This window comes from Pandoraea sputorum, assembly GCF_000814845.2.
GTDB lineage: Bacteria > Pseudomonadota > Gammaproteobacteria > Burkholderiales > Burkholderiaceae > Pandoraea > Pandoraea sputorum.
In genome coordinates this window covers 4003058-4028277 of the sequence record NZ_CP010431.2, presented here as the reverse complement: position 1 = coordinate 4028277, position 25220 = coordinate 4003058, and the positions used below count along the sequence as shown (strand labels likewise).

The following is a 25220-nucleotide window of genomic DNA, read 5'->3' as shown; positions in this document are numbered from 1 at the left end:
GAAATGCTTCAATTTGTAACGAAAATGGCAGGAACACCCGTTATTTAATACTGCGTAAGCAGTCTCTCGGCAGTGCTTTGGATGTCCCCGGGCAACGTACACCCGTTCTGAAGCATAACGGGGAAATTGGATGGGTCCGGTCTGCGTCAGTTCCCGAAAACGTTATTCAGGACGGAATCCGGGCCGCAGTGCCGTCAGCGCGCCCGCAAGTCGCTGCCATTCGTCCTCGGTCGCGGGCAGGCCCAGACGCAGGCTTGGCAGCGTTTGGATGGTATCCGCCGATGAGATCGGACGCGCATCGAACAGACGCGTCCATACGCCTTGTTCAGCCAGTCGCGCGTGCCATTGCGGCGCAAGTGCATGCGGCGTCCAGGCAAATAGCGGTGTGCCAACCGTTGGCCAGCCCTGATCGCGCAACAGCGACAACAGTCGTTCACCTTCCTGCAACAAACGTTCCCGCGCCGCACGTTGCCATGCGCTGTCGCACAGGGCCGTTCGCACTGCGAATCTTGCCGGGCCACTGACCGTCCATGCACCGAGCCGTTCGGTCAGACGTTTGCCAAGCTCTTCCGGGCATAACGCGAAGCCCGCGCGGATTCCCGCCAGTCCGAAGAACTTGCCGATCGAGCGCAGGATGACGAGGCCGTCTTCGCCCGCGTGAGGCGTCATCGACGTGGCGGGGGATAGGTCCGCAAAGGCTTCGTCGACGATCAGCATGCCGCCGCGCGCCGTCAGTTGTGCTTGCCATTGAGCGAGCGTCTCGCGCGAGACGGATCGCGTGGTGGGATTGTCGGGATTGACCCAGACGAGGTAGTCGACATCCGGCAAGCCAGCTTCCGGTCCGAGCCACGAGACGAGTGTGTGTCCGGCGCGCGCGAATGCCGGTGCGTACTCGCTGTACGTGAGCGATGCGACGGCGACGCGTCCCGGTCGAAGCAGCGCGGGCAGCGTGCGGATGACCGCCTGCGAACCGGAGCAGGGCACGACGGTTTCGACCGGCACGCCGTAATAGCGGGCGGCGACATCGCGCAGGTCGTCGAAGGTGTCGGGGAGATCGCGCCAGACACTTGGGGGTGGCATCGGCACCGGATACCCCACGGGATTGATGCCGGTCGACAGATCCAGCCAGTCTTCGCGAGGACGTCCAAACCTGCGGATGGCTTCGCCGAGATTGCCACCGTGGCGCGGGGCGTTCGAGGTAGACGCTGAGGGTGACGGTGCGGGTGCAGCGGATGACGCAGACATGACGATCGGAAAGCGGATTACAGCAATGTGGTGGGCATGGCATCGGCTTGCGACGCGGCGAACAACGCCAGCGCGCCAGTAACGATCAGCCACATCCACATGGAACGGGAGATCAGCCGCCACGCGGCCTTGATGTGTTGTGCGGAGGGTTCCGTGCCGCAGCCGAGCGGCGGACGCGTCTCCCACTCACCGTGATATCGCGCGGGGCCGCCGAGCTGAACGCCCAGGCTACCCGCGCCGGCGGCCATCACGGGACCTGCATTGGGGCTGGACCAGGCGCTGGCCTGCGTGCGCCAGCAATCGATGGCACGTGCCACGTCGCCGAAGATCGCGTAGCTCGCTGCCGTCAATCGTGCGGGAATCCAGTTCAGGATGTCGTCGATGCGCGCCGCCGGTCGGCCGAAGTACAGAAACTTGTCGGTGCGATAGCCCCACATCGCGTCGAGCGTATTGGCCAGACGGAACAGCACGACGCCAGGTGCACCGGCAATCGCGAACCAGAAGAGCGCGCCGAAGATGGCGTCGTTGCCGTTCTCCAGCGTGGATTCGACGGCGGCGCGCGCGAGATCGGAGGCGTTAGCGTCTTCCGTATCGCGCGAGACGATGCGCGCCGTGAGTGCGCGTGCCTGTGTCAGATCGCCGTCGCGCAGGGCGTGAGCGATGGGCATGACGTGTTCGCGCAAACTTCGGGCACCGAGCGCCGCATACAACGCCAGCGCTTGCCAGACGATGCTGCCCCAGCCGGGCAGGAACGTCAGCGCCCACGCGATCAGTACGGGAATCACGAGCATGATGCACCACGCCCACGCGCCACGCGTCGTGGCGCTGAACGGCTTGTCGCGCACCTCGGGATCGTTGAGCCATGCCTCCACACCGTTGGCGACATAGCCGAAGCCGACCAGCGGGTGCCAGCGTCGCGGCTCGCCGAGCCAGGCGTCGAGCAACACGCCGATCAATGCGGCGAGCCAGAGCGATTCGGGCGCGAGTCCTGTGAGCATCGGCGAGTGACTCCTTTTTCTCTTATCCCTTGACGGCCATCGGCAGCCCGGCGACGACGAAACGCACGTGCGGTGCCAGCGCAGCGACACGCTGGTTGAGACGTCCGAGCTCATCGACATAACGCCGCGTGAGCGCACCCATCGGGATCACGCCCAGACCGATTTCATTGCTGACGACGATGATCTTGCCGGGCAGCGACAGCAGCGTCTGTGCGAGCGTGTCGACGACGCTCTGCCACTGCGCCTGCGTCGCCGGTCCGTCGGGATGATCGTCCGGCGGGCATAGCCAGCCGGCCAGCCACAGCGGCAGACAGTCGACGAGCACACAATGGCCGTCCCTTGCGACTTCCCTCAGCGTGCGCGCCAGTTCGCGTCCGGCCTCCACCGTCTCCCAATGCCCCGGACGGCTCGCCCGGTGATGCGCAATGCGTGCTTCCATCTCGGGCTCGCCGGTCACGGCGGCCGTCGCGACATAGGTCACGGGCAGGCCGCTCTGCGTGGCAAGGCGTTCGGCAAATGCACTCTTGCCGGAGCGCGCACCGCCGAGGATGAAGGTGAGATCGGGGGAGTTCGGAACGAGGTCGGTCATGGCGGATATTGTACGAGCGCCCGATGCGATAATCCGCGTCATGAGTGAAATCCCTGTCAATTTCGAAGCGCCCGCCAACCCGCGTCGTGGCACCCTGATGATTCAGGGGACGTCGTCGGATGCTGGCAAGAGCACGGTCGTTGCCGGTCTTTGTCGTCTGCTGTTGCGCGAGGGCGTGCGCGTCGCCCCCTTCAAGCCGCAGAACATGGCGCTCAACAGTGCCGTGACGGCAGACGGCGGCGAGATCGGGCGCGCACAAGCGTTGCAGGCGCAAGCGGCAGGCATCGCCCCGCATACCGACTTCAATCCCGTGCTGCTCAAGCCGAGCAGCGACCGGGGCGCACAGGTCATCATCGGCGGCAAGGTCGTGGCCGATCTCGATGCGCGTGCGTATCACGAGTACAAGCCGCGCGCGATGGCGGCGGTGCTGGCCGCGTACGAGCGTCTGCGCACGAGGTACGACGCGGTGCTGGTCGAGGGCGCGGGCAGCCCGGCCGAGGTGAACCTGCGCTCGCGCGACATCGCAAACATGGGCTTCGCCGAGGCGGTCGACGCCCCGGTGCTGCTCGTCGCCGACATCGACCGGGGAGGGGTTTTCGCGCAATTGATCGGCACGCTGGCGTGTCTGTCGGACAGCGAACGTGTGCGTATCAAGGGCTTCGTCATCAATCGCTTTCGCGGCGATCCGTCGCTGCTCACGGGCGGGCTGGAATGGCTGGAGACGAAGACGGGCATCCCCGTGCTGGGCGTGTTGCCTTACTTGCACGGGCTGCATCTCGACGGCGAGGACATGCTGCCCGGCGAGCGTCACAAGGCCGCGAGCGGCGAGACACGTCTGCGCGTCACCGTGCCCGCCTTGCCGCGCATCAGCAATCACACCGATTTCGACGCCTTGCGTGCGCATCCGCAAGTCGATTTCCGTTATGTCGGTGCGGGGGAGGCGTGGCCTCCCAGCGATCTCGTGATCTTGCCCGGGAGCAAGCACGTGCGCGCCGATCTTGCGTGGTTGCGCGCACAAGGCTGGGAGTCGGCGATCGCGCGGCATCTACGCTATGGCGGCAAAGTGCTGGGCATCTGCGGTGGCTTGCAGATGCTCGGCGCCGCGATTCACGATCCGCTTGGGTTAGAAGGCGATGCGGGCACGACCCCGGGCCTCGGCTGGCTGGAGATCGAAACCACAATGGAAGCCCAGAAGCAGCTGCGCGTGGTGACCGGACGTCTCACCGCTGGCGACGCGCCGGTGAACGGCTACGAGATCCATATGGGGGTGACGCGCGGGGCGGCGCTTGAGCGTCCCGCGGTCTGGCTGGACGCAGACGCACATGACCCTGTCGCCGATGGCGCCCGCTCTGTCGACGACCAGGTCATGGGGACGTATCTGCATGGTCTGTTCGACACCCCTGATGCGCTGCAAGCGCTGCTCGCGTGGGCGGGCGCACGCGATCTGGTGGCGCAGGACTACAACGCGCTGCGCGAGGCGTCGCTCGACCGGTTGGCCGACGCGTTTGCCGAGCATCTGGATTTGCCGCGCGTGTGGGCGTGCCTGCGCTAGCGGGGAGGCGGGTCCGCGTGCGTCTGCCTTCGTCTCGACGCCGGGCTGAGGCGTTGCCGGGATCGGTCGGAAGGGGGGCCGTCATCGACCCGTTGTAATATTGGCGAAAATCGACCTCGGGGAGTCTGCAATGCCGGTGATTGTGGTGGCGAATCCAAAGGGTGGCGTGGGCAAGAGCACGCTGGCGACGAATCTGGCGGGCTATCTCGCCGCGCAGGGCCAAGCCGTCATGCTGGGCGACACGGATCGTCAGCAGTCCTCGCGCGCCTGGTTGGGGCTGCGTCCACCGGCGCTGCGTCCGATCGCCACCTGGGATGTCGACCACAACGAGGTGGCACGTCCGCCTAAGGGCACCACGCATGCCGTGCTCGACACGCCTGCGGGTTTGCATGGCAAGCGTCTCGACTCGATCCTCAAGCTCGCGGATCACATTCTGGTGCCGCTGCAGCCGTCGATCTTCGATATTCTCGCCACGCGCGATTTTCTTCAGAAGCTGGGCGAAGAAAAGGCAGTGCGTCAGGGCGACGTGCGCATCGGTGTGGTCGGGATGCGAGTGGACGCCCGCACCCGGGCGGCCGATCAGCTCTCGCGCTACTGCGAGGAGGCGGGCCTGCCGGTGCTCGGCATGCTTCGCAACACGCAGAACTACGTGCAACTCGCCGCGCATGGGCTGACGTTGTGGGATGTGGCACCAGGACGCGTCGAGCGCGACCTGCCGCAGTGGGACGGCATCACCGAGTTCGTGGCGAAGTGACGAAGTCTGCGTGATCGTGCAGCACGTACAGCGCGTGCAGAGACAAAAAAAGGGACCCGCAGGTCCCTTTTTCTTTTGGCTGCGCCAGTGTCCGGCGCGTCGCCTTACTTCGCAGCCTCAGCGGCTTCGAAGGCGCGGGTTTCTTCCCACGCTTGCAGCGGAACGTGATCGCGCTCGCCCTTTTGCACGTTCTTCTCGTCGACGAACACCAGCTTGGGCTTGAAGCCTGCCAGCACTTCCTTTTCCTCGACTTGTGCGTACGACACGATGATCACGATGTCGCCAAGCTGCGCGCGACGTGCGGCCGCGCCGTTGAGCGAGATCATGCCGCTGCCGCGCTCGCCGCGAATGGCGTAGGTCGTGAAACGTTCACCGTTGTTGACGTTGAAGATGTCGATTTGCTCATTTTCGACAAGGCCCGAGGCTTCGAGCAGGTTCTCGTCGATCGCGCACGAGCCTTCGTAATGCAATTCGCAATGCGTTACGGTGGCGCGGTGGATCTTCGACTTGAGCATGGTGCGGTACATGGCGTGCCTCTTGTGTTGCGATGTGTTGCGATGCCGCGCACACTGCGCGACGAAGAATGTGCGCGCGGAATCGGCGAAGCGCCGACACGCGCACGGCTTGCGCCTGGAGCCGTTCGCGCCGGTCGTTGCACCGTGCGCGGCGGGCCCGGCGCTCAAATTTCGAGGTTGTCGATCAGACGTGTCGCGCCCAGCTTGGCCGCGGCGAGCACCACCAGGCTCTCTGCTGGTGCCGCGCCGGGGGCGGGCACGCGCAGATTGGCGCGCTGGCGGATCGAGACGTAGTCAGGCTTCCAGCCACGTTCGGTCAGTGTCTTCATCGCCGACGCTTCGAGTGCTGCGTAATCGGTGTTGCCACCGTTCACAGTGTCGCGGATTTCGTTCAGCAGACGATACAACTGCGGGGCTTCCGAGCGCTCGGCGTCCGACAGATAGCGGTTGCGCGAGGACAGGGCGAGGCCGTCGTCGGCACGTACCGTCTCAGCGGCAATGATTTCGATGGGCAGTGCGAACTGACGGCACATGCTGCGCACGATCATCAGTTGCTGGTAGTCCTTCTTGCCGAACACGGCCACGCGCGGCTGCACACACGAGAACAGCTTGGTCACGACCGTGCACACGCCCTTGAAGAAGCCGGGGCGGAACTCGCCTTCGAGAATGTCGCCCAGATCGTGCGGCGGCTCGACGCGGTATTCCTGCGGCTCCGGGTACATCTCCTTCTCGTCAGGCGCAAACAGCACGTAGACGTTCTCGCGCGTGAGCTTCTCGATGTCGTCCAACATCGTGCGCGGGTACTTGTCGAAGTCCTCGTTCGGCCCGAATTGCAGACGGTTCACGAAGATGCTGGCCACGACCGGATCGCCGTGCTGGCGTGCGAGTCGCATGAGCGAGAGGTGGCCTTCGTGCAGATTGCCCATCGTGGGCACGAAGGCGACGCGATTCTGTCCGCGCAGTTGGTCGCGCAGTTCGTGAATCGAGGGGATGACTTTCATGGGGCGCTCAGTTTGGGGTGTAAGTCAGGCGGACGTAGATCGGCGCAAACGGCTCGGCCTGCGTGATCTCGAGCAGCGACTCGCGCGTGAGTTCGAGCATGGCGATGAAGTTGACTACCACGACCGGCACGCCGCGCGTGACGTCGAAGAGTTCGGTGAACTCCATGAAACGCGCGCCTTGCAGGCGTCGCAGAATCTGGCTCATGTGCTCGCGCACCGACAATTCTTCACGGGAAATCTTGTGATGCTGAACCAGCTTGGCGCGACGCAGCACCTCGGCCCACGCGGCGCGCAGATCTTCGGCGTCCACATCGGGAAAGCGCGGCTGAAGGCTTTGCTCGATGTAGACCTGCGAGCGCAGGAAGTCGCGGCCGAGCACCGGCAGCGTATCGAGCTTTTGCGCGGCGAGCTTCATCTGCTCGTACTCCAGCAGACGACGCACCAGTTCGGCGCGCGGATCTTCGGCTTCCTCGCCGGTGTCTGCCTTCTTCACCGGCAGCAGCATGCGCGACTTGATCTCGATGAGCATCGCCGCCATCAGCAGATACTCGGACGCCAGTTCCAGATTGGTCCGGCGGATCTGTTCCACATAGAGCAGGTACTGCTTCGTGACCTGCGCCATCGGAATGTCGAGCACGTTGAAGTTCTGCTTGCGGATCAGATACAGCAACAAGTCGAGCGGGCCTTCGAAGGCTTCGAGGAAGATCTCGAGGGCGTCCGGCGGGATGTAGAGATCGTTGGGCAGCGCAAACAACGGCTCGCCGTACAGACGTGCGCGCGCCACACCGTCAACCGTATCGGGCGTGGAGTCCTGCCCGTCGTGCGGCGCTGGCAGCTCAGTGGTCGATCCAGCGGAACCACTCGCACCTCCCGAGCGCGACGTTGCGGCGGGTGCGGCTTCACCGGTTGCGCTTTCGGGGGCGATGGCATCCGTCTCGACAGGGCCGATGGGGTCTACAGACCCGCTTTGGGCCGGAATCTCCTGCGAACCGTCGTTTCGGCCATCGTCCGGCGTCGCATCGACAGCACCGCTCGCCACCGGATCGACGTGCTCAGGCACCGGCGCGATCTCGGGGATCGGGTCGGGTGTGAGCGACGGATCGTCGGGCGTACTCGGATTCAATGCGGAACTCGCCGGAGAACGGCGATTTACTCGCTTTGGTAGACGTACGGCTGCTGGGCTACACGCGATTGCTGGGCGCGGCTGCGCTCGTCCATATCAATCGGTTGCTTGTCCCAGAGCAGCGAGCGACCCTTGCGTTGCTCCGCTTCCAGCGTCGGCTTCTCGGTCTTGAGTTGCTTGATGAATTGGGTAATGTCGGACTCGTACATGGTCGATTGCTTGAAAAATAGGCAAAAGCGGCACCGTCGCGACGGTGCCAATCGACGCAGATTCTACCGCAAACACGTCGCCGTTCGGTGTTTTGGCGTTTTGGGCCATTTGCTCGAATTTAGCCCTTATGGGTGAACCGCACTCCCGGATATGTTCAAATACGCGTCACATACGCAATGCGCGGTGTCTCGTTGTGCCATGCTGGCGGGCATCGTGCGTTTGAGCACTCCTTACGGCACGCCGGACCACCGGCGGCGATATTTCCAAGGAAGGTTTTGACCGTCTCGCAGATCAAATCCGGACACGACGTTGGCCGTCGCTTTGGCGTGCGCATTTCAGTACGCCCGTTTGTTCGCTCATTAGTACGTCCATTAGCACGTCCATTTCCGTATTCCCTGCCCACCCGGCTGGTGAGCCTGGCGGCGCTGGCTTGCGGCCTGTGCGCACCCGGTCTGGCCCAAGCCGACTATCGGGTGCGTGTCGACGCGCCCAAAGACATCGCCAAGCTCCTGAAGGACAACCTCGACGTGGTGCGCTTCGCCTCGCGCGACGACATCGGCGAGGCCCAGTTCGAGCACATCGTGGCCACCATTGGTGAGCAGGTGCAGGAACTGACGTCCACGGAAGGCTATTTCTCGCCCGTCACCCATGTGGATGTGGCGACCATCAACGGCAAGCGTGACGTCGACATCAAGGTCGAGGCTGGCCCTCGCACCCATATCAAGGACGTCGATCTCAAGTTCACGGGTCCGGTTGCCGAGCAGGATCCGCAGCGCGTCGAGCAGTTGCGCAACGCCTGGGAACTACCGGCAGACGCACCTTTTCGCCAGTCCGACTGGGACAAGGCGAAGAACGACACCTTGTTCCAACTGGGACAGAAGCGCTACCACGCCGCCAAGATGACGTTCTCGCGTGCCGTGGTCGACGCCGATAACGATGCCGCCTCGCTCGCCGCGACCTACGAGAGCGGTCCGCCGTTCACGCTCGGGCCGCTGGTGATCACCGGCACGCGCCGCTATCCCGAGCAGATCATCCGCAATGTCAATCCGCTGTCCGAGGGCGAGGCCTTCGACGCCGACCGCTTGCAGGAGCTGCAACGCCAGATTCAGGCCACGCCGTACTTTTCCAACGTGATCATCTCGGTGACGGAAGACCCGTCGAAGGCCGAACTCGCGCCGGTGGAAGTGAAAGTGCGCGAATTTCCCCAGCAGCGCGTGCAAACCGGTGTCGGCTACACAACGGACACGGGCGCGAGCATCAACGGGCGCTACTCGCACTACAACTTGTTCGGCAAGGCATGGACGTTCGACTCACAAGCGCGTCTCGAACAGTACCGGCAGGGCGGCTACGCCGAAATCGGCATGCCACCGGACGAGAGCGCGTACACCAACAGCCTGCGCGGGTCGTTCGACCGGACGTATCTGAACGGTCTTGACCAGCGCTCGACGCAGGTCGGCATCAAGCGTGCGCGTTCGCGCGAGCGTTACGACTGGGCTTACACGCTGGACTTCTATCGTACGGACGAGCGTCCGGACGGTGGCGAGCGTTTCCTCAACAAGGCCCTTGTGCCCGCGTTTTCGTGGAACCGTCGCGATGTCGACGACCTGATCTTTCCGCGCAAGGGCAACATCATCAACACGCAGCTCGGCTTCGCCGCAAAGCCCCTGCTGACCGATCAGAGTTTCGCGCGGCTATACGGCCGTATTCGCCAGTACTTCCCGGTCGGACAGCGCGATCTCGTGTTGGCGCGCCTGGAGCTGGGCGCAGTGCTGACGAACGGCAACAGCAACCGCATTCCGTCGTCGCTGCTGTTTTTCGCGGGGGGCACCTCGTCGATTCGCGGCTACACCTATCAGAGTATCGGTCGTCAGCAGAACGGCACGACCTTCCCGACGAAGTACCTTGCGACAGCAAGTCTCGAATATCAGCGCTGGGTCACGCGCGATTGGGGCGGCGCGGTGTTCTGGGACGTGGGGACGGCGACCGACGACTACCGACATCCCACACCGCTCTATCACGGTGTCGGTTTGGGGGTGCGCTGGCGCAGCCCTGTCGGCCCGGTGAACCTCGATCTCGGATATGGCGTGCGTGACCGGCGCTTCCGTCCGTCGATCTCGCTGGGAGTGGCCTTCTGATGATGAAGATGCTGCTCGATACGTTGATGCCGACGACCGCCATGACCGATGTTCGCAGTGCGGGTCAACGCGGCCACGGCGCACCGGATGCCGGACGCGAAACGACCACGGAGCCCACATTGACGCGCCACGGTGCGCAAGGCGCAGACGGTAGCGGGAATCCACCGCCAGATAATGCCTCGACACCACCGCCACCGCCGCCACGGCGCCGACGCTGGGGACGCGCACTCGCGGCCATCGTCCTCGCGCTGCTGCTGATCGTCGTACTCGCCATCGGCGCGCTGGTGTGGGCCATGTCGAACGAACGCGGCAGCCGCTGGCTATGGCAGACGGCCGTCTCGACGCTCGGCGGCAAGCTCTCCGGCGAATGGCGCAGCGGCAGCGTGTTGCACGGCTTCACGCTCAACGACATGCGCTACGTGGACGGTGCGACCCGCATCACGGTCAGCCGACTCGAAAGCCGTTGGGATCTCAGCCTGCGTCCGCTGCATTTCACCGTCGACAAGCTCCATGCGGGGGAGGTGGATCTGGCCTTCGCGCCGTCCCCGCCGTCGAACACGCCGACGACGATGCCGACAAGCCTGCGTCTGCCGTTGGGATTGACGCTGAACGACGTGCGCGTGGCGAAGCTCACGCTGCACTCGCCTGCACTCGTGCTCGAAGACATTCGCGTCGCAGGTCGTAGCGATGGCACGCAGCACACGTTGCAGATCGAACATCTTGGCACACCGTATGGTGAAGCGCAGGCCAGCTTGCAACTGAACGGGCGGCGGCCGTTTGCGCTGAACGGCAACGTCGGATTGCAGGCGAAGGCGGGTGACATTCCCGTCGCGCTCAAGGCCGATTTGTCCGGTTCGCTCGACGCCCTTGTCGTCGACCTGACGGCCAGCGGCGAGAAGCTGAACGGGACGGCGCACATCGCGGCGTCGCCGTTCGGTCCGGTGCCGCTCTCTCGCGCGCAGATTGCGCTCGACCACCTCAATCCGCGCGATTTCGCATCGGGGGCGCCGCAGGCGGATCTCTCCGTGCAGGCCGACTTGCGGCCGCAACCGGGGGCAAAGGAATTCCGCGTGCTGGGGCCGGTGTCGGTGACCAATGCGAAACCCGGCGCGATCGATGCCGGTTGGCTGCCGGTGGAGAGTCTGCGCACGCAAGTGTTGCTTGATGCGACGCGTCAGGCGTTGACCGGCATCGAGTTGAAACTCGCAGGCCGGGCCGTGCTGACCGGCAGCGGTGAGTTGCGACGGGAGAAGGTGGCGTCGACGGCAAGCGCGCCCGCACCGGCTGCTCCGGCGACGTCTTCCGCAGGCGTGGCCAGTGCCGCAAGCGCTGCGATGGCCGCGAACGAAACTACGGCCGATGCCGAAGCGACCGTCGGCGGTTTTGCTTTCACGATGCGTGACCTCGACCTGCGCGCGTTGCACGGCAAGCTGCCCGCGACGAAGCTCGGCGGCCCGCTCGACGTCAAGCTCGACGCGACCGGACAGCGCATCGTGCTCGACTGGCGCGACGCAGCTCGCCGCGTGCTCGCGGACGTCGGTCTCGACGCAAAGGGCACCACGATTCACGCGCTGTCGCTCGATGCGGGCAACGGCAAGGTCACGGCAACCGGCGTGCTGGAGAACGGCGACACCGGCGCTTACAAGGCGCAGATCAAACTGACGCGTTTCGATCCCGCCGCATGGTACGACCTCTACGGCCCGCAAAAGCCCGGCGCGAAGACGCCGGTCGCCAGTGTCACCGGTCAGTTCGATGCACAGGGCGCGCTGCGTCCCGATTTCGGTCTGGCGCTGAAGTTCGCGTTGCAGGACAGTGTCTACGCCGACTTGCCGATGAGCGGTGAGGGCACGGTGAGACTGGCGGGCACGCGCATGTTGCCGAGCGATGCGAACCTGCTCGTCGCAGGGAACAAGGTCGTGCTGCGCGGCAGCTTCGGTGCGCCGGGCGACAGAATGGCAGTGAATGTCGACGCACCGTCGCTCGACAAGCTGGGCTTCGGTCTGGCAGGCCGCCTGCAACTGGACGGTCAGGTCTCGGGCACGATGGAGCGTCCGGTGGTTGTCGCAACACTGGCCGCCGACAAACTCGTGTTCGGCGCGCAAAAGCTCGAGCATCTGAGCGGTAAGGTGGATGTCAGCGGCGGTTTCCCGGGCGTCGCGAGCGATCGTCTGAATGTCACGCTCGACGGGCAGGGTTTCGCCAGCAACGTCGCACGACTCGACAAACTGTCGCTGGCGTTGGCGGGCACGCGTGGCGCACACACCCTGCATCTGAAGGCTGCGGGCAAGTTGCGCGAAGCACCGCTCGACATGAATCTCGACGCATCGGGTGCAGTAACCAACGCAGGCGGCAAGCCGGGTTGGAAGGGTACGATCCAGACGCTCGAAAATCGCGGCGTGCCGAAGCTGACGCTCGCGTCGCCCTGGCAGATCGAAGCGAGCGCGCAGCGCGTGCATCTGGGGGCAGCGAAACTCGTGACGGGGGCCGGTTCGCTCTCGCTTGCGAACTTCGATTACGGTGGCGGCCAACTGAAGACGGCTGGCACGATCGACACGCTTGACGTCGCGCAGGTGCTGCGTGTCGTACAAACATTCACTGGCGAGGTGTCGTCGATTGCCAGCGACCTCGTGCTCGACGGCAAGTGGAATGTGAGCGCCGGTCAGCGCGCGGACGGCTTCGTGGAAGTCGTGCGTCGTAGTGGTGACGTCACGCTGCGTCGCGGTGGCGTGAACGATCACGTCAAGGTGACGGTGACCGGTATTCCCGGCCTGAGTGCAGAGAAAGGCGGCGTGGGCGCACGCGTGCCGCTAGGCATCTCGGAGTTGCGCACGCGTATCGACCTGTCTGGCCAGACGGCGCGCACCACGCTCAAAGCGGTGTCCTCGCTGGTAGGGACGGTCGACGCCGACGTACAAACCGGGTTGCGCGTGCAGGGTGGCATTCCGGAAGTGCCCGACGATGCGCCGCTCACCGGTCGCATCGCCGTCTCGATTCCGAACCTCTCCAAGTTCGAAGCCCTCGCCGGGGCACAGTTCGCCTTCAGGGGGCGCGCCAACTTGCAGGTGGCACTGGCGGGCACGGTGGCGAAGCCGCGTCCGACCGGGGAGCTGACGGCCGACGACCTTTCGGTGCAGATGTTCGACACGGGCGTCAGGGTGAAGGACGGCAAGATGCGCATCGCGCTCACGCCGACCGAGATCGTGCTGCGCGACGTGGTTGTGACCGGCGGTGGCGGCGGCACGGCGCGTGCGACGGGCAATATTCGTCTCGACACGCCGGAGCCGACGCTCGCCATCACGCTTGCCGCAGACAAGTTGCAGTTGTTCGCCGCACCTGACCGTCAGTTGTCGCTCACGGGCGAGGCCAAGGCCACGGGCAGCGGTGAAGCGATCGCCGTGAACGGTAGTTTCACTGTGGACCGCGCGCGCTTCGCGTTGCCGCCCACGACCGCGCCGAAGCTGGGCGACGACGTCGTGGTGGTGCGCGGCGGCGCTCAGGCACGGGCTAAGCCGCTCGATCCGAAGGAGGAAGCGGCGCGCATCAGCGAGAAGCCGACCAGTCAGTTCTCGCCGCACATCAACGTCGAAGTGAATCTGGGACGCGATTTCCGCTTCATTGGGGCGGGGGCCGATCTGCTGCTGCGCGGCAGTATGCGCGTGCAAAGCGATCCGCTCACACCGATGCGCGGCACGGGCACGATCACGGTGGCGGAGGGCACGTACGAAGCGTTTGACCGCAAGCTCGCCATCGAGCGTGGGGAAATCAACTTCGTCGGCCCGCTGGGCAACCCGAACATCTACATTCAGGCCATGCGTCGCAATCAGGAGGTGGCCGCCGGGGTGCTGGTCACGGGCACGGTGCGTCAGCCGCGTGTGACGCTCGTCTCCGAGCCGAACGTGTCCGATGAAGAGAAGCTGTCGTGGCTGATGTTCGGACATGGCCCGGATGGTGCGGGTCTCGGCCAGCGTCAGGCGATGGCGGGTGCAGCCACTGCACTGCTCGGTGCCTCGGGCGGTAAGCGCATCATCAAGGATCTGGGGATCGACGAATTCAGCATCGGCACCAGCGATTCCGGTTTGGCCGATGATGAGCAGGTGGTCAAGCTCGGCAAGGCGATCTCGGACAACTTCTCGTTGGGATACGAACAAAGTCTGACAAGCGCCGCGAGTATCGTGAAAATCACGTGGCAGGTGTCGCGCCGCTGGCAACTGGCGCTGCGCACCGGTTCGCTGTCCGGTTTCGATGTGCTGTTCAACCGACGCTTCGACTGATGCAGTGACGTCGCAGCGCCGGTGATGCGGGCGCACGGCCGACAACAGAGACAAGGAGGGTAACGATGAAAACGTCGCTCGATTTCGAACTTGAGGCGCGCGAATCAGGTGTGCGCCGGGGCCTTCGTTGGGGAGTCGCTATGGGATTGCTTGCGAGTCTGTTGGGACTGTTCGGCTGCGATCAGCAGCAAATCGACAAGGTGCGTGAAAAGGCGCGGGACACATTCAACGCGGTCAAGCCGGACGATCTGATGCTGCGCGACCTCAAACCGGGCGTCACGACCGAGGCGCAGGTCCGCGATCAGATGGGCAAGCCCGAGATCGTGTGGGAGAACGACGATGGTTCGCGCCGTCTCGAATATCCGCGTTCACCGGGAGGGTTGCGGACCTATATGGTCGACATCGCCGCCGATGGCAAGCTGCGCAGCGTGACGCAGGCGCTCTCGGCGGAGAACTTCCAGCAGGTGCAGCCGGGCATGTCGCAGGACGACGTGCGGCGCCTGCTCGGCAAGCCGACCACCGTCGCGGAATATCGTCTGAAGAAGGAGACGGTGTGGAGTTGGCGCTGGCTTGAGGACGGCGTGAACACGCCGGGCATGTTCAACGCCCATTTCGGCCCGGATGGCCGCGTCACGGTGACGTCGCGCTCGCCGGACCCGGCGTCGGAGCGGCCGTGACGGTTCAGCGTTACTGCGCGGCGTGCGGCGATTGCGTCTGACGACCCGCGCGGCGATCGCGATGCGTCACCATCCGGTCGTGCAGCCGCGTGATGATCCGGCTACCGGTCTTCTCGAACATGAACGGCAGCACCGCATGGACGAGACACGCAAGGCATGCGCCGAGCAGGGGCAGGGCGAACGACAGCGACGTCCCCAGATGCTGGAGATAGTTTTCGCCGACTGAAGCAGGATGTTGAGTGAAGATTTTCATGGCGAGCGTTGTTTTCGGAATGTTTCTGAAGTCTACTTGCCGTTGCCAGGTAAAGGCTTCCAAATCTTCCCTCGAATGGAGTAGGATTTGGAAAAATTTTCCTCCCAGGCGGCCATCGTGGACAAAACCGATCTCGCAATTCTTGAAAATCTGCAATCCGATGCCTCGCGCTCACTTGGTGAACTGGCCGAAGCGGTGCATCTGTCGCCTACGCCTTGCTGGCGGCGCGTGCAGCGTCTGCGCGAAAGCGGCGTGATCACCGGACAGGTGACGCTGTGCGATCCGCAGCAACTCGACCTGCGCGTTACAGCGTTCGTCTTCATCAAGGCGGCAACGCACAGTGAGGACTGGATGGTCCGTTTCGTCGCGGGGGCGCGGGAATTGCCCGAAATCGTCGAAATTCATCGCATGGCGGGCGAAATCGACTATCTGCTCAAGGTCTATTTGCCCGACATTGCGGCCTACGACCGTTTCTACAAAAAGCTCATCCGCGTGGCCGATCTTCAGGACATCAGCGCCAGCTTTTCGATGGAAACGGTGAAGTTCACCACCGCGTTGCCGGTGGACCACTTGCGGTAAGCAAGTCCGCCGACGTTCAAAAACAAAACACCCCGAGGCCGGATCGCCGGCGCTCGGGGTGTTTCGCTTTCGGGACTACGCGTTTTACTTCACACGCATGCCGGGTTTCGCGCCGTTGTGCGGCTCAAGAATGTAGATGCCCGGTTCTGCCTTCTCGTCGGCGGCCGAAGCGGCAAGCACCATGCCCTCCGACAGACCGAACTTCATCTTGCGCGGTGCGAGATTCGCGACCATCACCGTGAGCTTGCCCACGAGCACTTCCGGTTGCGGATACGCCGACTTGATGCCGGAGAAGACGTTGCGCGTTTGCGCTTCGCCCACGTCGAGCGTGAGTTGCAGCAGCTTGTCCGAACCGTCTACCGCCTTGCAATCGACGATGCGCGCAATACGCAGATCGATCTTGGCGAAGTCGTCGATGGTGATGATGCCGTCGTCGGCCTTCTCGGTCGCTTTCTCAGCTTTCTCTGCCTTGGCTGCCTTGTCCTTCCCCTTCGCCGCTGCGGCGTCGGCTACTGGAGCCGTCGCTTGCAGCGAGTCGCGGTTGGCGGCGAGCAGCGCTTCGACCTGCTTGCCTTCGACGCGCGTCATCAGATGCTTGTACGCATTGATGGCGGCATCGGCGGTGAGCGGACGGTTCACGTCCTGCCACGTCTGCGGGGCGATGTTCAGGAACTGCTCCACCGCCTGCGATGTAGTCGGCAGCACCGGCTTGAGGTACAGCGTCAGCAAGCGGAAGGCTTCCAGACACACCGAGCACGCCTCGTGAAGCGCCGCGGCCTGCGCCGGATCCTTCGCCAGATCCCACGGCTTGACGGTATCGACGTAACCGTTGATCGCGTCGGCCTGTTCCATCACCAGACGCAGCGCCTTGCCGAACTCGCGACCTTCGTAATACGTGGCGATCTGCGGGGCGGCGGCGCGCACCTGCGCGAGCAGCGGTGCGTTCATGGCGTGCGCCGAGACGCGGCCGTCGAAACGCTTGATCAGGAAGCCGGCGGCACGGCTGGCGATGTTCACGTACTTGCCGACCAGATCGCTGTTCACCCGGGCGATGAAGTCATCGAGGTTCAGGTCGAGGTCTTCCATCGTGTTGCCGAGCTTGGCGCCGATGTAATAGCGCAGCCATTCCGGATTCAGCCCCGTATCGATGAAGCTCTGGGCCGTGATGAACGTGCCGCGCGACTTCGACATCTTCTGGCCGTCCACGGTCAGGAAGCCGTGGGCATACACGTTGGTCGGCGTGCGATGGCCCGAGAATTCGAGCATCGCCGGCCAGAACAGCGTGTGGAAGTACATGATGTCCTTGCCGATGAAGTGGTACTGCTCGGTCGTGGAACCGGGCTTGACCCACTCGTCGAAGTTCAGACCGCGCTTGGCGCACAGGTTCTTGAAGCTGGCGTAATAGCCGACCGGTGCGTCGAGCCACACGTAGAAATACTTGCCCGGCGCGCCCGGAATCTCGAAGCCAAAGTAGGGCGCATCGCGCGAGATGTCCCAGTCGGCGAGCGTCGACTCGCCATCTTCACCGAGCCACTCTTTCATCTTGTTCGCGGCTTCGGGCTGGGCGAGGCCCGACACCCACTGGCGCAGGAACTGCTCGCAGCGCTTGTCCGAGAGCTTGAAGAAGTAGTGCGTCGATGTCTTGCGAATCGGCGTGGCGCCCGAGACGACCGAGTACGGATTGAGCAGGTCGGTCGGTGCGTAGGTCGAGCCACAGACTTCGCACGAATCGCCGTACTGATCTTTCGCGCCGCACTTCGGGCATTCGCCCTTGATGAAGCGGTCCGGCAGGAACATCTCCTTGACCGGGTCGTAGGCCTGTTCGATGTCGCGCGCCTCGATCAGGCCCTGTTCCTTCAGGGCGAGATAGACGTTTTCGGACAATTCGCGGTTCTCTTCAGAGTCCGTCGAATAGTAGTTGTCGAACGAAATGTTGAAGCTGTCGAAGTCGCGCTTATGTTCCGTCCACACGCGCTCGATCAGTTGCTTGGGCGTGAGGCCTTCCTTCTCGGCGCGCAGCATGACCGGCGTGCCGTGCGTATCGTCCGCGCCAACGTAGTAGACCTCATGGCCCTGCATTCGCATGAACCGTACCCAGATATCGGTCTGGATGTATTCCACCAGGTGGCCGATGTGAATCTGGCCATTGGCGTACGGCAGTGCGGATGTGACAAGAATGCGGCGGGACATGTGGTTTGACTATGTGGGTTGAGGGTTGCGGGAAAGGACGATTCTAGCAGGCGGGCGCCGCCCGCGCCCAAACGGACGTCCGGGCAGGGGTGTGTCGTGGAAAAGCGCGCGGCCAAAAAAAAGCCGGAACGAGGTTCCGGCATAACTAGGCACACGTAACGTCAATAACAAAGAGGAGATGAAAGCGCCCACGGTAGGCACTTCCGAAGGGTCTGAGCGACGGGGTAGGGGATTAGTTCAACCGATGTGCCGACTTTCGATGCTGCGTCGCAACATACAGCTCGGCCGAAGCGCAGAAATGCAGAAGCTCAGAAGCGCGCATGCCCGGCGGACCGGGCATGCGTTTGGACGGACTGAACGAATGTCAGTCCGATCGGGCGCGGCGAGCCGCTTAGCGCGGCGCTTGCTGCTGCGGCGCCTGCAGGAGAATTTCCACGCGACGGTTCTGTGCGCGGCCTTCTGCCGTGGCGTCCGAGGCGACGGGCTGGCTGGAGCCCACGCCTACACCTTGCAGACGGCGGGCATCGACGCCGCGCGAGGTCAGATACTGAATGACCGCATTGGCACGATTTTGCGAGAGGGGGATGTTGATGCGATCACCACCGGTGCTGTCGGTGTGGCCGATCACACGGGCCGTAATGCCCGGATTCTGGTTAAGCGAGTTCGCCAGATCGGTGAGCACGGCGGCGAAGTTCGGCTTGATGGCGTACTGGTTCGTGTCGAACGTCACGTCGCTCGGTACGTTGACCTGGAGCTGACCGTCCGGACGCTCGGAGATCTGAGTGCCGGTGCCGGCCGTGTGACCGCCCAGCGTGTTCTTGATGGACTGCCAGTTGTACCCCGTGGCACCGCCCGCGGCTGCGCCGACCGCCGCGCCGATCAGGGTGCCGGTGGTGTTGCCGCCGATGAGGTTGCCCAGCCCCGCCCCGACCGCTGCGCCGACACCGGTGCCTACGGCAGTGTTGGTGCCTTGCTGCGTCTGGCATCCGGCCAGCATAGCGGCCGAGACCAGGACGAGCGCGGAAACGCGCAGAGTGTTCTTGTTCATTTGAGGCTCCTTATCGATTAGCTAGCTGTGATGAAACACGCGTAAGCACTTCGTTGAAGCACGCGCGCGCCGCAGGGGTTTTGAGCCTGACGGCGCGACGTCTTTTACAATAGCGCTGAGCTTCAACCGCAGGCAAGGACATCTTGCCGCGACGGCTGGTTCCCCATAACACGCGCGCCTCGAATGCTAGTCGAGAGCGTGCGCCACGGTTGTTACAAGTTGTTAGCGCTACGCCGGGCTGTCCCGGTGCGCCCCGACAGAGCGAGAGACCCATATGGAAGTCGCCCAAATCAATGAAGTGCTGCGTGGTATCGTCGACCCGGATACCGGCCTGGACCTGATCGCCGGAAAGTATGTGAAGCAAGTCGCCGCCGAGCACGGCCACGTCGGCATTCAGATCGAGTTCGGTTATCCCGCCAAAAGCCAGTTCGAAGCCATGCGCACGCGCATCACCGAGGCCGTCGGCAAGCTGCCCGGGGTCGAGCGCGTGGCCGTCGAAATCGGCCAAAAGATCGTAGCGCACACCGTACAACGCGGGGTGAAGCTTCTTCCCAATGTCAAGAACATCGTGGCCGTGGCTTCGGGCAAGGGCGGCGTGGGCAAGAGCACCACGGCTGTGAACCTTGCGCTCGCGCTGGCGGCCGAAGGCGCGAATGTCGGCATTCTCGATGCAGACATCTACGGCCCGTCGCTGCCGACCCTGCTGGGCATTCACGGCAAGCCGGAATCGAAGGACGGCAAGACCCTCGAACCGATGAACGGTCACGGCCTGCAGGCGAGTTCCATCGGTTTCCTGATCGAACCGGACAATCCCATGGTTTGGCGCGGCCCGATGGTCACGCAGGCGCTCGAACAACTGCTTAATCAGACCAACTGGCACGACCTCGACTATCTGATCGTCGATATGCCGCCGGGCACCGGCGACATTCAGCTTACGCTCGCGCAGAAGGTGCCGGTCACGGGCGCGGTGATCGTGACCACGCCGCAGGATCTGGCGCTGCTCGACGCACGCAAGGGTCTCAAGATGTTCGAGAAGGTCGGCGTGCCGATTCTGGGGCTGATCGAGAACATGAGCCTGCACATCTGCTCGAACTGCGGCCACGAGGAGCCGATCTTCGGCGTGGGCGGTGGCGAGCGCATGAGCCATGATTTCGACGTCGATCTGCTGGGCAAGCTGCCGCTGGAGATGAGCATCCGTGTGCACGCAGACGCAGGTATGCCGAGCGTGGTGGGCGACCCGGACGGACGTGTGGCCGAGCTGTACAAGGCTATCGCCCGCAAGGTCGCGGTGAAGATTGCGGCGCGCCAGAAGGACATGACGAGCAAATTCCCGTCGATCGTCGTGCAGAACACGTAAGAACGCACGAGAACGGTATGAAGGAGGGGTAGGCACCTCACAAAGCCCGTCGTGCCGGGCTGGAAGGCCCGGCACGGGGCGCCGCGAGTGAAAACATCACCGCACCGCAACATTCGCGTAAAATATGCCCACTTTTTACGTACTACCCCAATTCAGGCCCACACATGAGCATCAAGTCCGACAAATGGATCCGTCGTATGGCCGAGGAGCACGGCATGATCGAGCCCTTCGAGCCGTCGCAGATCCGGTATTCCCAGGACGGGCAAAAGATCGTCAGCTACGGCACGTCGAGCTACGGCTACGACATTCGCTGTGCGCCTGAATTCAAGGTCTTCACGAACATCAACTCGACGATCGTCGATCCGAAGAACTTCGACGAGAAGTCCTTTGTCGACGTCGAGAGCGATGTCTGCATCATTCCGCCGAACTCGTTCGCGCTCGCGCGCACCGTCGAGTACTTCCGCATCCCGCGCAGCGTACTGACCGTGTGTCTGGGCAAGTCGACGTATGCCCGCTGCGGCATCATCGTGAACGTAACGCCGTTCGAACCCGAATGGGAGGGCTACGTGACCCTGGAATTCTCGAACACGACGCCGCTGCCGGCCAAGATCTACGCCAACGAAGGCGTGGCTCAGGTGCTGTTCTTCGAATCCGACGAAGTCTGTGAGACGTCGTATAAGGATCGCGGCGGTAAGTATCAGGGACAGCGTGGTGTCACGCTGCCGAAAACCTAGCCTGCTAGGCTAGCGACTCGCCCGCCGGTGAGCACCCCATACATCGCAATGCCCCAGAGCCACGGGCATGTCGGACCGTGGCTCGTTCTTTTGTCGAAGGAACGCCAATGAAATTCCGTTTTCCGATCGTCATCATCGACGAGGACTTCCGCTCCGAAAACATCTCCGGGTCCGGGATTCGCTCTTTGGCGGAGGCTATCGAAGCCGAGGGCATGGAGGTCAACGGCCTCACCAGCTACGGCGACCTGACCTCGTTTGCGCAGCAAGCGAGCCGCGCGTCGAGCTTCATCCTGTCCATCGACGACGACGAGTTCGGCACGTTCTCCAGCGAAGCGGGCGGTGAAGGCGAAGGCGAACTCGCGCTGGCCATCATCAACCTGCGTGCCTTCGTGCAGGAAGTGCGCCGTCGCAATCCAGTCATTCCGATTTTCCTGTACGGCGAGACGCGCACGTCGCGTCACATTCCGAACGACATCCTGCGCGAGCTGCACGGCTTCATTCACATGTTCGAAGACACGCCGGAGTTTGTGGCGCGTCACATCATCCGTGAAGCGAAGTCGTACCTCGACTCGCTGCCGCCGCCGTTCTTCCGCTCGCTCACGCACTACGCGGCCGATGGTTCGTACTCGTGGCACTGCCCGGGACACTCGGGCGGCGTGGCGTTCCTGAAGAGCCCGGTCGGTCAGATGTTCCACCAGTTTTTCGGCGAGAACATGCTGCGCGCCGACGTCTGCAACGCCGTGGAAGAACTCGGCCAGTTGCTCGACCACAACGGTCCGGTCGGGGCGTCCGAGCGCAATGCTGCGCGCATCTTCAACGCCGATCACCTCTTCTTCGTGACGAACGGTACGTCGACGTCGAACAAGATCGTCTGGCACGCCACGGTGGCGCCGGGCGACATCGTCGTGGTCGACCGCAACTGCCACAAGTCGATCCTGCACGCGATCACCATGACGGGGGCCGTGCCGGTGTTCCTCACGCCTACGCGGAACCACCTCGGCATCATCGGCCCGATCCCGAAGTCGGAATTCGAGCCGGACGTCATTCGCGCCAAGATCGAAGCCAATCCGTTCGCCCGCGAAGTGCTGGAGCGAGACCCGAACGCCAAGCCGCGCATTCTGACGATCACGCAAAGCACGTACGACGGTGTGATCTACAACGTCGAAATGATCAAGGACGTGCTGGGCAACAACATCGACACGCTGCACTTCGACGAAGCCTGGCTGCCGCATGCGGCGTTCCATGAGTTCTACCGCGACATGCACGCCATCGGTGAAGGCCGGCCGCGCTCGTCGGAGGCGACCATCTACGCCACGCACTCCACGCACAAGCTGCTGGCGGGGATTTCGCAGGCGTCGCAGATCGTGGTGCAGGATTCGGAAGCGCGCACGTTCGATACGTATCGATTCAACGAAGCGTATCTGATGCACACGTCGACCTCGCCGCAATACGCGATCATCGCGTCGTGCGACGTGGCTGCTGCCATGATGGAGCCGCCGGGCGGCACGGCGCTGGTCGAGGAGTCGATTGTCGAAGCGCTCGATTTCCGCCGCGCCATGCGCAAGGTGGACCTGGAGTACGGCGATTCGTGGTGGTTCTCGGTCTGGGGCCCTGAGAATCTGGGCGACGAGGGCCCGATCCAGCGCGAGGACTGGGTGCTGCGGGCGAACGACCGCTGGCACGGCTTCGGCGATCTGGCCGACGGTTTCAACATGCTCGACCCGATCAAGGCGACGATCATCACGCCGGGGTTGGACGTGGGCGGCGAGTTCGGCGAGAGCGGCATTCCGGCCGCCATCGTGACGAAGTATCTGGCCGAGCACGGCATCATCGTGGAGAAGACCGGCCTGTACTCGTTCTTCATCATGTTCACGATCGGTATCACCAAGGGCCGCTGGAACTCGATGCTGACCGAGTTGCAGCAGTTCAAGGACGACTACGATCACAACCGTCCGCTGTGGCGTGTGTTGCCGGAGTTCGTGGCGCAGTTCCCGCGCTACGAGCGCATCGGTCTGCGTGATCTGTGCGATCAGATCCACAGCGTGTACAAGGCGAACGACGTGGCGCGTGTGACGACCGAGATGTACCTCTCGGACATGCAGCCCGCGATGAAGCCGACGGATGCCTTCTCGAAGCTGGCGCACCGCCAGATCGACCGGGTGCCTATCGACGAACTCGAAGGCCGTGTCACGAGCGTGCTGCTCACGCCGTATCCGCCGGGCATTCCACTGTTGATCCCGGGCGAGCGCTTCAACGCCGCGATCATCGAATACCTGCGTTTCGCGCGCGACTTCAACGAGCGCTTCCCCGGCTTCCACACCGACATTCACGGTCTGGTGGTCGAGGAGGTCGACGGCCGTCCCGAGTACTTCGTGGATTGCGTGCGGCAGTAAGTCCATTTGCCACATGCCGGATCCTTCGGTCGACAAGCGTCAAAATGAGACGGCCCCATGTGAAAACATGGGGCCGTTTTTTTATGAGCCCGGCGAGCAACGTTGAGGCGGTGCCGTCGCATACGCCGATTGGCGGCGTGCAACTTGCGTAATCCGCTCATAGGTGCTGCCGTCACAACTTCAATCGCCGCAAATCTCCATAAACATCTGTGAATTCCCGCGAAAACCTCGCAAACGTCCGTGTCATGGCCTAAAACGGTAATTTAGTGGTTGCACTCGAACGCGTCATTTTTGGGATTTTTCCCATCATCTTCTTGGGATGTCATTGCTACACTCGTCGCATTTTTCGAGTGGGGGGAGAGGTCATGGACGTCACGAGGGAACTGGTGTTCAGCACCTACGGCACACTCGTGTGCGCCACGTTGGTGTTGCTGCTGGGGCGCAAGCTTGTCGAATGGATCGCGCCGCTGCGCACGTACAGCATCCCTGAGCCGGTCGCGGCTGGCCTGCTGGTTGCGCTCGGCACGCTGGCGATGCGTCAGTTCGGACACTTCGAACTGCGTTTCGACACCTCCCTGCAAGGCCCGCTGATGCTGGCGTTCTTCGCGACCATCGGCTTGTCGGCGAATCTCGCGAGTTTGCGTGCGGGCGGCAAGCAACTGGTGCTATTCGTGGGCGTTGTGGCGGGCATGCTGATCATGCAGAACGCCATCGGTGTCGGGCTGGCTGTCTCGATGGGACTGGCGCCGGGCATCGGGTTGCTGGGAGGCTCTATCACGCTCGCCGGTGGGCATGGCACGGGCGCCGCCTGGGGCGAGACGCTCACCACGCGCTACGGCGTCCAGTCGGCACTCGAAATTGCGATGGCGTGCGCCACGTTCGGGCTGGTGATGGGGGGTTTGTTGGGCGGGCCGGTCGCGCGCTATCTGGTCGGACGCCGCCTTGGCGGCAATGTCCCTGGCCTTGATGCGACGAAGGATGCAGCACCGGAGGGTTTCGAGCGACCGCATACGGTGCGCCTGATCACGGCGCAGGCATTGGTCGAGACGGTGGCGATGATCGCGATCTGTCTGCTCGGTGGCGAGTTGATCGCGGCATGGCTCTCGGATACACCGTTCGAATTACCGACGTTCGTCTGTGTGCTCTTTACGGGCGTGGTCGTGCGCAACCTGTTGTCGCTCGTGCGCTACGAGGTCTTCGACCGTTCGCTGTCCGTGCTGGGGAACGTGAGTCTGTCGTTGTTCCTTGCGATGGCGCTCATGGCCCTGCGACTGTGGGACCTGTCGACGCTGGCTGTGCCGATGATCGTCATTCTCGTGACGCAGGCGGTGGCGATGGCGGCGTATGCCATCTTCGTCACGTTCCGGGTGATGGGTAGCAACTACGACGCGGCCGTGCTCGCCGCGGGGCACTGCGGCTTCGGGCTGGGCGCGACGCCGACGGCGATTGCCAATATGCAGGCGGTGACGGAGCGGTTCGGCCCGTCGCACCTCGCGTTCCTGATCGTGCCGATGGTGGGGGCGTTCTTCATTGACATCCTGAACGCGCTCATCATCAAGGGCTTCCTGTCGTTACCGTTATTCTGAAGAGGCGTGT

The 25220-nt window shown here is 63.5% G+C and carries 20 protein-coding genes; 10 read left to right on the top strand and 10 right to left on the bottom strand.

The genetic code is table 11. The features are described 5' to 3' along the window. Positions 1–162 precede the first annotated feature (162 nt). The 3 genes from cobD to cobU are packed head-to-tail and all read right to left on the bottom strand — an operon-like array spanning position 163 to position 2832. Entirely contained in the window at positions 163–1245 is a 1083-nt protein-coding gene (gene cobD / locus NA29_RS17670) for a threonine-phosphate decarboxylase CobD (RefSeq protein WP_052253029.1), read from the bottom strand. A 17-nt stretch (positions 1246–1262) separates the two neighbouring features. Then, positions 1263–2243 carry an adenosylcobinamide-phosphate synthase CbiB gene (gene cbiB, locus NA29_RS17665; RefSeq protein WP_039400022.1) on the bottom strand — a complete coding sequence of 327 codons (981 nt, stop codon included), beginning with the start codon at positions 2241–2243 and terminating at the stop codon, positions 1263–1265. Positions 2244–2265: 22 nt separating this feature from the next. Further along, positions 2266–2832: a bifunctional adenosylcobinamide kinase/adenosylcobinamide-phosphate guanylyltransferase gene (cobU, locus tag NA29_RS17660; RefSeq protein WP_039400019.1), complete on the bottom strand. Its 567-nt coding sequence runs from the start codon at positions 2830–2832 to the stop codon at positions 2266–2268. A 40-nt stretch (positions 2833–2872) separates the two neighbouring features. Between cobU and NA29_RS17655 the strand changes: the two genes are divergently transcribed. Together NA29_RS17655 and NA29_RS17650 are read left to right on the top strand one after the other, a co-directional pair. Then, positions 2873–4384: a cobyric acid synthase gene (locus NA29_RS17655; protein ID WP_039400016.1), complete on the top strand. Its 1512-nt coding sequence runs from the start codon at positions 2873–2875 to the stop codon at positions 4382–4384. Positions 4385–4514: 130 nt separating this feature from the next. Then, positions 4515–5138: a nucleotide-binding protein gene (locus tag NA29_RS17650; protein ID WP_039400014.1), complete on the top strand. Its 624-nt coding sequence runs from the start codon at positions 4515–4517 to the stop codon at positions 5136–5138. 104 nt (positions 5139–5242) lie between these two features. Here the strand turns inward: NA29_RS17650 and panD are convergent, their stop codons facing one another. The 4 genes from panD to NA29_RS17630 all read right to left on the bottom strand — a co-directional run bounded on the left by panD (position 5243) and on the right by NA29_RS17630 (position 7986). Continuing rightward, a complete protein-coding gene (panD, locus tag NA29_RS17645; protein WP_039403925.1) occupies positions 5243–5665 on the bottom strand; it encodes an aspartate 1-decarboxylase in 423 nt (140 codons plus the stop codon). Between the two features lie 152 nt (positions 5666–5817). Beyond that, positions 5818–6654, bottom strand: coding sequence for a pantoate--beta-alanine ligase (gene panC, locus NA29_RS17640; RefSeq protein WP_039400011.1), 837 nt, complete (start codon positions 6652–6654; stop codon positions 5818–5820). Positions 6655–6661: 7 nt separating this feature from the next. After that, positions 6662–7489: a segregation and condensation protein A gene (locus tag NA29_RS17635; protein WP_044457839.1), complete on the bottom strand. Its 828-nt coding sequence runs from the start codon at positions 7487–7489 to the stop codon at positions 6662–6664. 314 nt (positions 7490–7803) lie between these two features. Continuing rightward, positions 7804–7986, bottom strand: coding sequence for a DUF3460 family protein (locus NA29_RS17630; RefSeq protein WP_039400008.1), 183 nt, complete (start codon positions 7984–7986; stop codon positions 7804–7806). A gap of 411 nt (positions 7987–8397) precedes the next feature. On the opposite strand from NA29_RS17630, the gene NA29_RS17625 reads away from it, so the two are divergent. The 3 genes from NA29_RS17625 (at position 8398) to bamE (ending at position 15070) form a co-directional block, all read left to right on the top strand. Then, complete coding sequence (locus tag NA29_RS17625; protein WP_231965078.1) at positions 8398–10122, top strand: autotransporter assembly complex protein TamA; 1725 nt, start codon at positions 8398–8400, stop codon at positions 10120–10122. Beyond that, positions 10122–14393, top strand: coding sequence for a translocation/assembly module TamB domain-containing protein (locus NA29_RS17620; RefSeq protein ID WP_052253028.1), 4272 nt, complete (start codon positions 10122–10124; stop codon positions 14391–14393). Before NA29_RS17625 ends, NA29_RS17620 begins: the two co-directional genes overlap by 1 nt. Positions 14394–14533: 140 nt before the next feature. Further along, on the top strand, positions 14534–15070 hold the full coding sequence (gene bamE / locus NA29_RS17615) for an outer membrane protein assembly factor BamE domain-containing protein (RefSeq protein WP_039400006.1): 537 nt from the start codon (positions 14534–14536) through the stop codon (positions 15068–15070). 10 nt (positions 15071–15080) lie between these two features. On the opposite strand, the gene NA29_RS17610 is transcribed toward bamE, so the two are convergent. Next, the gene (locus NA29_RS17610) at positions 15081–15323 is read right to left on the bottom strand and encodes a DUF6356 family protein (protein WP_039400003.1); all 243 of its coding nucleotides are present in this window, start codon (positions 15321–15323) and stop codon (positions 15081–15083) included. Between the two features lie 117 nt (positions 15324–15440). Between NA29_RS17610 and NA29_RS17605 the strand changes: the two genes are divergently transcribed. Further along, positions 15441–15902 carry an Lrp/AsnC family transcriptional regulator gene (locus NA29_RS17605; RefSeq protein ID WP_039403921.1) on the top strand — a complete coding sequence of 154 codons (462 nt, stop codon included), beginning with the start codon at positions 15441–15443 and terminating at the stop codon, positions 15900–15902. A gap of 84 nt (positions 15903–15986) precedes the next feature. Here the strand turns inward: NA29_RS17605 and metG are convergent, their stop codons facing one another. Both metG and NA29_RS17595 read right to left on the bottom strand, forming a co-directional pair. After that, positions 15987–18092: a methionine--tRNA ligase gene (metG, locus tag NA29_RS17600; RefSeq protein ID WP_039400001.1), complete on the bottom strand. Its 2106-nt coding sequence runs from the start codon at positions 18090–18092 to the stop codon at positions 15987–15989. Positions 18093–18483: 391 nt separating this feature from the next. After that, positions 18484–19140, bottom strand: a complete 657-nt coding sequence (locus NA29_RS17595) for a YiaD family glycine zipper/OmpA-like lipoprotein (RefSeq protein ID WP_039399998.1) — start codon at positions 19138–19140, stop codon at positions 18484–18486. A 274-nt stretch (positions 19141–19414) separates the two neighbouring features. Between NA29_RS17595 and apbC the strand changes: the two genes are divergently transcribed. The 4 genes from apbC to gltS all read left to right on the top strand — a co-directional run bounded on the left by apbC (position 19415) and on the right by gltS (position 25210). Next, positions 19415–20497, top strand: coding sequence for an iron-sulfur cluster carrier protein ApbC (apbC, locus tag NA29_RS17590; RefSeq protein WP_039399994.1), 1083 nt, complete (start codon positions 19415–19417; stop codon positions 20495–20497). Positions 20498–20661: 164 nt separating this feature from the next. Beyond that, complete coding sequence (gene dcd, locus NA29_RS17585) at positions 20662–21231, top strand: dCTP deaminase (RefSeq protein WP_039373928.1); 570 nt, start codon at positions 20662–20664, stop codon at positions 21229–21231. A gap of 107 nt (positions 21232–21338) precedes the next feature. Beyond that, on the top strand, positions 21339–23624 hold the full coding sequence (locus NA29_RS17580; RefSeq protein ID WP_039399991.1) for an arginine/lysine/ornithine decarboxylase: 2286 nt from the start codon (positions 21339–21341) through the stop codon (positions 23622–23624). A gap of 365 nt (positions 23625–23989) precedes the next feature. Continuing rightward, entirely contained in the window at positions 23990–25210 is a 1221-nt protein-coding gene (gene gltS / locus NA29_RS17575) for a sodium/glutamate symporter (RefSeq protein ID WP_039399989.1), read from the top strand. The last annotated feature ends 10 nt before the right edge of the window (positions 25211–25220 follow it).